15 protein-coding genes are annotated in these 8,035 nt (G+C 58.2%); 6 read left to right on the forward strand and 9 right to left on the reverse strand.

The features are described 5' to 3' along the window. The 3 genes from AC1XOS_RS17075 to AC1XOS_RS17085 form a co-directional block, all read right to left on the reverse strand. The coding region (locus tag AC1XOS_RS17075) for a phage NrS-1 polymerase family protein (protein ID WP_481963431.1) at positions 1-1,435 on the reverse strand (1,435 nt) is incomplete at its 3' end. After that, entirely contained in the window at positions 1,432-1,716 is a 285-nt protein-coding gene (locus AC1XOS_RS17080) for a putative quorum-sensing-regulated virulence factor (protein WP_481963432.1), read from the reverse strand. The genes AC1XOS_RS17075 and AC1XOS_RS17080, both read right to left, overlap by 4 nt. Positions 1,717-2,140: 424 nt before the next feature. After that, complete coding sequence (locus AC1XOS_RS17085; RefSeq protein ID WP_481963433.1) at positions 2,141-2,902, reverse strand: hypothetical protein; 762 nt, start codon at positions 2,900-2,902, stop codon at positions 2,141-2,143. Between the two features lie 158 nt (positions 2,903-3,060). Between AC1XOS_RS17085 and AC1XOS_RS17090 the strand changes: the two genes are divergently transcribed. Next, positions 3,061-3,279 (forward strand): hypothetical protein, encoded by a 219-nt coding sequence (locus AC1XOS_RS17090; RefSeq protein ID WP_481963434.1) that lies wholly within the window; start codon positions 3,061-3,063, stop codon positions 3,277-3,279. Between the two features lie 292 nt (positions 3,280-3,571). Here the strand turns inward: AC1XOS_RS17090 and AC1XOS_RS17095 are convergent, their stop codons facing one another. The 6 genes from AC1XOS_RS17095 to AC1XOS_RS17120 form a co-directional block, all read right to left on the reverse strand. Next, entirely contained in the window at positions 3,572-3,994 is a 423-nt protein-coding gene (locus AC1XOS_RS17095; RefSeq protein ID WP_481963435.1) for a hypothetical protein, read from the reverse strand. Further along, positions 3,991-4,260, reverse strand: coding sequence for a hypothetical protein (locus AC1XOS_RS17100; RefSeq protein ID WP_481963436.1), 270 nt, complete (start codon positions 4,258-4,260; stop codon positions 3,991-3,993). Before AC1XOS_RS17100 ends, AC1XOS_RS17095 begins: the two co-directional genes overlap by 4 nt. Positions 4,261-4,414: 154 nt before the next feature. Next, positions 4,415-4,849, reverse strand: coding sequence for a hypothetical protein (locus tag AC1XOS_RS17105; protein WP_481963437.1), 435 nt, complete (start codon positions 4,847-4,849; stop codon positions 4,415-4,417). Continuing rightward, positions 4,846-5,157, reverse strand: coding sequence for a hypothetical protein (locus AC1XOS_RS17110; RefSeq protein WP_481963438.1), 312 nt, complete (start codon positions 5,155-5,157; stop codon positions 4,846-4,848). Before AC1XOS_RS17110 ends, AC1XOS_RS17105 begins: the two co-directional genes overlap by 4 nt. A gap of 110 nt (positions 5,158-5,267) precedes the next feature. Next, positions 5,268-5,477: a hypothetical protein gene (locus AC1XOS_RS17115; RefSeq protein ID WP_481963439.1), complete on the reverse strand. Its 210-nt coding sequence runs from the start codon at positions 5,475-5,477 to the stop codon at positions 5,268-5,270. A gap of 4 nt (positions 5,478-5,481) precedes the next feature. After that, a complete protein-coding gene (locus AC1XOS_RS17120; protein WP_481963440.1) occupies positions 5,482-5,670 on the reverse strand; it encodes a hypothetical protein in 189 nt (62 codons plus the stop codon). A gap of 160 nt (positions 5,671-5,830) precedes the next feature. Here AC1XOS_RS17120 and AC1XOS_RS17125 point away from each other — a divergent pair, with 160 nt between their 5' ends. From AC1XOS_RS17125 to AC1XOS_RS17145, 5 genes are all read left to right on the forward strand, one after another. Then, positions 5,831-6,220 carry a hypothetical protein gene (locus AC1XOS_RS17125; RefSeq protein ID WP_481963441.1) on the forward strand — a complete coding sequence of 130 codons (390 nt, stop codon included), beginning with the start codon at positions 5,831-5,833 and terminating at the stop codon, positions 6,218-6,220. Positions 6,221-6,278: 58 nt separating this feature from the next. After that, entirely contained in the window at positions 6,279-6,653 is a 375-nt protein-coding gene (locus AC1XOS_RS17130) for a hypothetical protein (RefSeq protein WP_481963442.1), read from the forward strand. A 161-nt stretch (positions 6,654-6,814) separates the two neighbouring features. Next, a complete protein-coding gene (locus AC1XOS_RS17135) occupies positions 6,815-7,354 on the forward strand; it encodes a hypothetical protein (RefSeq protein WP_481963443.1) in 540 nt (179 codons plus the stop codon). Between the two features lie 162 nt (positions 7,355-7,516). Beyond that, positions 7,517-7,840: a hypothetical protein gene (locus tag AC1XOS_RS17140; RefSeq protein ID WP_481963444.1), complete on the forward strand. Its 324-nt coding sequence runs from the start codon at positions 7,517-7,519 to the stop codon at positions 7,838-7,840. After that, positions 7,837-8,035: hypothetical protein (locus tag AC1XOS_RS17145; RefSeq protein ID WP_481963445.1), on the forward strand; the 199-nt coding region annotated here is incomplete at its 3' end. The genes AC1XOS_RS17140 and AC1XOS_RS17145, both read left to right, overlap by 4 nt.

Below are 8,035 nucleotides of genomic sequence, written 5' to 3' on the forward strand. Positions count from 1 at the left end.
CGCTCTCGAACCTATCCACCTCCGGAAGGCGACGCTCGTTCTCTTTGGCCTCATGCACGGTGAAGGGCTTGCGAATGTGGCCCATGATCGCGCTCTTGCGGGAGCCGGGCGGAGCAATCCCGATGCACCAGAGCGTGAGGGGCTCGATAGACCCTCTCTTAGCGGCGACAGCGACACGCTTCTGAGTAGCAGCGGCGACGGCTGCCAGAACCTGAACACCGGGAAGGTCGGGAGCCGTGCCCACACTGGCGGCAAGCCCTTCGGAGAAGTCTCTGAGCACTGGGGGGAGAGCCCATGTCGGGAAGGGAGGCAAGTCCTCTTGCCCGAAAGAAAGCGGGTCGGAGTCCCATTCCGTCAATTTTGTCAATTTTGTCAAATTCGCGCTTATAGAGGGGGGTATTTCTTCTTCTTCTTCTTCTTCTTTATTCCTATCCCCCCTTAAAGGAAATGTCGCATTTTTGACAAAATTGACGGAACTGCCAGTTTTCAAGGGATTGTAGAACTCGGTCTTGCCCTCGGCTGCCTTGGCTATGGTGTACTCAAGGTAGGTCTGAGCGCCCCGCATCGTGTCCCACTTCTCACGGGCAAGCCCAGACCGGCGCATCATGGCCTCAGTGCGCGCCTGGTCACCTTGTGTCCAGAAGAGCAAGAGCCCCGCAAGCGCCATATCTGCCTCAGACGCCCCCGGAAGTCCCGCATGGGAGCCTGACCACAGCGCGGCGAACTTGGCTCCATCCTTGGCACCGTTGGCCTTGGTGAGCAGCCCGTAATCGTCCATGTCCAGCGGGCTGGGGGCAGGACGATGGTTCGAACCATCGTGACGATCAGAGACCGGCGCGGCTTCACGCTTCGGGAAGTGGTGAGCTAGAAAGGCAGTGAGCACGTCAGGCGCTCCCTCGCAGCTCTCAGGGCTCTCCTGAAGCCTCTGACCGGTCACGGTGAAGTATCGGCCCCTGTCGTAGCACTCAGCGCCCGTGGTGGCGTTTCTGCGTCCCATCGTGCCCTCGGGAAGAGCGCCTAGGCCAATGAGCTTTACACCGGTACCACTCGGGGACACCTCGCAGTAAGTAGCAAAGCGATTCACCCAGTCCGAAGCCTCGGGGGTGAGCTGGCCGGTTTCTTTGTCTCGGCAGGCATCGAGGTCTACCCCGAAATATTGGTCCTCGGGTGAAAAGACGAAGCCGATACCATCGAAGCCCAGGCGCTTGACGCTGGTTTTTGCTTGATCGAAGGTTGCCCAGGTCTCGGGATCGGTAGACTTTGCACCGCCTTTACCGTCAGCACGGAACGGGGCTTTTGTCCACTTGCCTGCCTCGCCTGGCTTGCCTTCTCTCCAGACGAAGCGCCAACCAACCCACTGAGGGAGCGCCTTGAGCTCGGGGGGAATGGCATCAAAGAGCGTGGGGAGCGCTCGGGGTTTTGGAGCCTGGTTCATACCATCAGACTCCCTTCTCCACCACGTAATCCTGAAACGGAAAGAAAGCTACCCTTGAAATGATCCTGAGCAAGTCGTATTTGAATCGCCCGTCGCTCCCGCTGGGTGAAGTCTATTCTCTCCAGGCACCAGCAAAGGTATCCGCTGGGAATGTCCTGTAGCTCGCATCCATCATATTTTCCAAAACGCACTCTCAGTGCCGCTGTGTCTATGTAACGCCCGACTAGATCGGGTGAAGGATTGAATCGCCGATGTAAGAGCGATCTGTCTCGAATTGTCATAACCCACCTAAAAAGATCGCGGCCTCAGTCTCCAGTGGGCAGGGAGAGACTGAGGCCGGTCTTAGGTAGCTGTGAGACTACCCGTCAGCGTGGCTGCAAGCTCCCCGTCAGGAACCAGCAACGCGGACGCTCTAGCAATGCGACCTCCCTGCCAGGGCGACGCACCGCAAAAACTTCGATATAGGGCGGGAAGGCTCAGGGGGTGAAGATAGGTTCTTCACGAAGAGTCAGCCAGCCGCTAAAAGTCACCAGTGACAAAGCGGCGGCTTTTGAGATATACTCAGATTGAGTCGGGGGCGTAAGTTCAACCTGATTTCACTCTTGGCCTAGGCCCTCGCGCTGCTAACGTGGGGGCTTTTGCTTTTTCTACTGGATTATGGGGAATAATCCCCTTAGAACAAAGTGTACTTCAGATAACAGTTTTTTACAATGCCTGTCTGTTACCTGTAGACCTCCTTTTCTTCCATAACCTTTGTGATTGACGGCTTGCACATCTGCGTGAGCAGGAAATTGCCTTCGGGTTCTCTTTCCAGAAAACGGATTGACAAGTACCGCACCTATCGAGCTGGCGACGTGTGAGAGCGCGATAGAACTCCTTGACCAGGAGCCTGCCAATAAAATCCTCAAGGCTCTCCGTGGCCCCGATGAAGGGGAGCACTGCCTTCAAGTCAGGATGGTGAAAATCCACTGCGTCTTCCCCTATCCAAACTTCAGGCGGGCCACTTGTTTCAAAAGCTGCTTGCCAAACTATTTTTGGGGGCGTGTATCTTGCCAGGAGTTCATTGAGGCGAGATACCTCTTCTCTGCTCGGCACCTGGCTATCAGCGGCCAGGCGCATGAGCTTTGTCAGGAAGGCATGCAGTCCAGAGAGCCATGCCATGAACTCTTCACCGGATCTTGGCGAGTCTTTGAGGAAGACACTCACTGGAAACGCTTCTCCAGCTTTCAAGGAGATCTCGGTATGAGCTGTCAGGAAGGCACTCGGGAGCCTGCCTTCGCTTTCTGCCTCGTTCAAGCCAGCAACCCGAACAACCCAGATACGCAGCTCCTCACCGGCGGGAGTGGTGAGCAGTCGCCGCCCGTAGGCCAGATCTGTTTCGTCTGCGTCCCGTGGCCATACAGTGACCTGGTAGAACTGAGTCAAAGCTGGCAGTGAGGCATCGGACTTGTTGGTAAATATCGCCACGTTCAGCCTCCCTTCTTCCAGAAAGCCCAGAACGGTCTCTTTCCCGAGTCAGGGGCTGAAGCTTCGGAGCTTCGCCGGGGAATCGTACTGCCTGACCCTTCAGGCGAGCTCTGGGAGCCGTCTGAAGGGCTGACGGCCTCAATCTGCATCGCGGACCTTTGTCCGATCAAGCGGGCGGAGCGCTCGGCGTCTTGTGCAGCTCGGGCAATGGCAAGAGCTTCCGTGAGGCTCTTGTCCAGGCGATCACGTTCGGCCTCAAGCAGCTCGGCCCTAGCTTCGGCAACCAGGGCGCGGGCTCTCCAGTCTTCCCGATGGTTCGAGGCATTGTCAGCTCCCTCGGGATCTTCGGAACGTTCCGGCGCGGAATGTTGGAATAGTTCCGCGATCTGTTTCGGAGTGTTTGCGGAGCGTTCACCCTCGGAATGTTGGAGCGTTTCCGCTTGGGGGGCATCTGCCTCTAGGAGAGCTCCAAGCCAGGCCACGGGATACGCTACGGCAGAACGTTGCCCCGTTCTCGTGCGGAATGTTTTCTGTAATGTTTGCGGAGCGTCCCCGCCTCGTTTCGCGGAACGTTCCAGAACATGACGCACCCGGCGAGCTGGCACACCCCAGCGCTCGGCGGCTTCGGCGACCGTGACGAAGGTGTCAACCTTCGGCGTGACGAACTCCTCAGACACCCGAAGAACCTTCGAAGTCCTCACCCGGCTGAAGTTCCGAAGCTCCTCCCGTGAGCACGTCCCCAGCGGCTTGAGTGCGTGTTCCGATCACTCGCAAGACAAGCACGCGGCCTTCGGTTTCATCCTGAACAGGGTCATAAAGCGCAAAGACAATGTGACAGGCTACGGAGGGCGCAGGCTTCTTGTCAGGGCCACTGTAGAGCCTCATGCGAACGTCTGCCCGCCTTCTCTCGCTCTCTCCAATAACGCGGGGGAAGGAGCGAGGGCCGGGGAAGTCACCAAGAGATTCGATAGCCACGCTCAGACCTTCGTCCCATCGGGTGGCATAGTCAACGCCGCGAAGCCGTGCGACGCGAGCAAGGAGCAGGTCAACCTCTGCTTCAATCGTTTCTTTCCTGGTGACAGTCCAGGTCATGAAGGGTCGTATCCAAACTCTCGTTTGAGCAGCTCGGCACTGCGCTTGCGCCTTGCTTCAGAGTCCCATGGGCTTACTTTTGCCTCACCTGATTCGATCTTGTCCAGATCATCCATGAGGGAGTCATATAGCTCTTTGGACACCTTCACCGGCTCAGGTTCGACACCATAGGCGGCTTCAACCATCCGTGCGACGTGTGCGAGCCGCTCGGGATCTTCGGCAATGCGGCGGATGGTCTCGGGTGAAACGTCAATCGTAAGTGTCATCGTCTTTTGTCCTCTCTCCGTCTAACTGGCCTTGCGCCTCAGTACGACCGCCAATAGAATCGCGGTTGCTTCTGCAAGGCACGTGGTCAGCTCATCATATGCGATCTCCGGGGGAACGGAAGTCAGAATGATAGGGGTCGGTCGTCGCGCCATGCTACTCCCGACCGCCACAGTTCGCGCCGGTCGTCTGAGCTGCCAGCTTCCCGATTAGGTCTCCCAGATCATCACCCCAGCAAGAACGCCCGTGAGCATTGTCAAGGGCCTCGGCCAGGGGAAGTACTTGGCGAAGGGCATCGAGGAGCGTCAGGGCCTCAGCTCGGCTTGCCTCCGTACGTGCCAGCTCGGCAAGCATATCTACCGAGGGAGCGCCTTGCCTTGGGGTAAGGGTCGCACCGGCGGCCAGGAGATCACCCGCAGCGGCCCGCAGATCGTCGCGGACACTCTCCAGCGGCCCCAGAAGCTCGGTATCAGTGTGAGGGTTCACACGGGCCGCGACAGAGAGAGCAGCGCACATCGCGCCGACGGTCTGAGCAGATGAAGCAACCCGATCAGCAGCCTGGTTCAGTCGGGCAGGCTCGACGACGATCACGCGGCCACCGTGGCGAGCTTTTCGCCGGTTACCAGGTCGCGGCCTTCAGCGATTCGCCGCTTGATCGCCTGGCCTCGGAGACAATCCCACTTATGGCCTTCCATAGAATCCCCAGCCTCGCAGGAGCAAAGAAAATCCGTAAGAGGCTTATGCTTGCGGCCCTGGTTGCGACCTACGGGAGCTTGTCCCGGCTTGAAGCCATTGGCGCGGGAGGCGGCGGCTTTCTTCTCGGTCTTGATAGAGCCCATAAGGCGGGCTGCTTCCCTGCGGGCCTCCTCAGAGGCGTCTTTCGTAGCAAGCGAAGGCATAGACATTTTACAAACTCCTATTAACAAACGACAGTGATTTTTTCCGAGTCTATCACTCACTAGAGAAAATAACAAACGGAAAAGCCCCAGCTCTCGCCAGGGCCTTGCCTCTACTCTGCGAAGGGGTCAGCTAGATCACCCCAGGGGAACGGGTCGGGGGGCATCCAGTGGCCAGGGTAGGCCCTCCGCTGATTCTCCCATCGCTCCGCCTGGTCTCGGCACTCCTCGCAGCAGAACCGCTCTCGCTGACCATCCTGCGGGGCACCTTGCACCCCTCCCGCGAAGCCCTCGCCACACACGGGGCACTCTTGCTCTTGCATGGCCCTACCCCTCCTTTCCTGAGCCGCCACAGCAGGGGCAGGGGATCGGGTCGAAGGTTCGCGGGTCTAGCTTCTCCAGCCCGCTCCCGTTGCACCGGTCGCAGCGCTCCCCCTCGGTGTCCATGCCCTCACGGGCCTCTATCTCCAGCTCGGCGAGAATCTCGCGCTCTCCATCAGTCAATGCGTTAACCATGACTAGAGTATATCACCAACGATGGTATATTGCCAATAGAAAACACTAGAAAAAATAACTATCTTTTATGCCTTGAATCCCTTGACAGATAACTAACGTTGGTGATATACTCTAGTCATACCCAAGCAATCAAGCTTGAACCGAAAAGGAACCCTGAACCATGAGCATCTACCTGAACCCGACCGCAACCGAAGCGACCATCCAGACCGCGATCAAGAACGCAAACAAGGCTGAGGCCGCTGGCTACACCGTGACCCTCGGAGGGATCTTCCACGGAGTGCAGACCTGGAACATCTTCAAGCCAGGCAACGACAGCAAGCTCTCTGACTACATCGTCGCCGCCCATGCCGACTATGCCACTTGCGACTGCGTTCAGTGCAAAAACCACGGTGGATATTGCAAGCACATTGAGTTAGCCGCCCGGTACGAAGCGTGGATTGAGAGCGTAGAGGCCCGTGAGACAGAGTTCGACACGAACGAGGAGGGCCGCTTCTTCATGGAGGAGATCGCGGCTATGAACCTCAGCGACACAGCAGGAGCCTGGTACTAGGCTCCCAGACGGGGGGAGGCGAGAGCTTCCCCCACCACACCAAGAAAGAGACAAGACAATGAGTAAGAACCCGACACAGAGACAGAACGAGAGTGCACGGCGCAAGCTGGAGGCCATGCAGAGCAGACTAGCCGATTGTGCCGATGCTATCGCCGCGATCCTCGCAGGCAACCCCGAGCCGTGGCATTTTCAAGCCATCGGGGAGAACATGACAGGCGATTCCTACGGCCTCAGCTTCGGCGGCTTCGGAGAGGCCCGCTGCCCTTCCTGCGGGGTGATTGACTGGACTTTCGGCGAGGGAGACCCCGAGCAGCTCTTATGCCCGAAGTGTGCCGAGCTGGAGCGCACCGAGGCACCGCAGGAGAGCTGCCAAGAGTGGCACGACCACCTAGCCGAGCAAGCAGACACCGCAGCTTATGAGGGGGACGTGTGAGGCCACGCAGGAAAGCCAGAGCGCCCCCAGTCCGCTCCCTTAAGCCCTACCGGATGGTTCCCCGGTGGGGCTTTTTGCTGTCTGGAGTGGCTAGAAAAAATAACAATCTTTTTATTTTATTTTTATTGACAAATAACTAACGATGGTGATATACTCTAGTCATGGAAAACACAACACCGACCCCGAAGACCATCGAAGCCGAGCGCTTCCAGATCACGGATATGCAGGGAGTGAGCTGGTATCTCAAGAAGCTCCTGGAGAAGGACACGCAAGCCGCTGCCCTCCGTGCCGAGCTGGAGACCGTGAGCGCCAACTACGCGGCCATGCTGGAGAGCATCGAGCAAGACAAGCGCGGGCTGGAGTTCCTCTACAAAGCCCAAGTGCGAGAAGTGGCACGGGAAGAAGCGGAGCGCCTCAAGAGAAAGAGCGTGGTGACTCCCTACGGCGTTCTAGCCTTCCGAGAGCAGCCCGGAGCGCTGACACTCTCAGACCGTACCACCTGCGCCGATATTGCCCTCACTCTTGGCATGACCACCACGAGCGCCGACGTGAGCGCCTATCGAAGGCATGCTGAAGCCCACTTTGCAAAGACGGGGGAAGTACTCCCCGGCATGAAGTTCGAGCCCTCAGAGGAGAAGTTCAGCATCAGGCAGAGCAAGGCGAAGGAGAAAGGAGGGGAAGAAGCGCAGGAGGCCGCGTAAGGCCAGGATAGCAAGCGGGGGTAGTGATTCCTACCCCCAGATAGCCAGAATCGCCCTGAGAGGCACAAACGAAGCCAAGCGACCCAATGAGGCCGCAACCGGAGGAGGGAGAACCCTGAAAAATACCCCTCCTCCGTGACACATCGAAAGGTAAGTTTCAACATGCAAGACAATTCTATCAAGACCGGCGCAGCTCACCAGCTCGGCACCGACGCAGACGACACCATCCGCTTTAGAGAGCTTTGGCAATCTTCATCCCCTCGCATTCGCAAGGTCACCGTGAGCCTCTTGGAGCTGCTCACAGGCAAAACGATTCACGATCGCGAGGGATCGAGGCCAGGCGAGCCTCTCACGGACACGCAGCGGGAAGAGGCGCTTTCCCTTGTGCTGACTGAGCTGGAGAGCCTCCGCGCCGACGACGGCTTCCCCTGCGAAGATGTAGAGATCATCCTGAGCAAGATCGCGACGGGAGGCAAGAGGCCATGAACCTGATTAGCAACGAAAAAGAGCTTCTCGCATACCTGCTTTCCTGCCGTGGCCAGCGCCCTGAGTTGCTCACGCTGGCACATGCCCTGCGCCTCGGCTTTGGCGTGACTACTCCCGAAGATCAGGCCCACTTCGAAGCCGTGCTCAGTTCAAATCCTGAGCACGTTGCCCGCGCCATGCGTGATTGTGCTGAGA

It is taken from the genome of Armatimonas sp. (assembly GCF_964826245.1).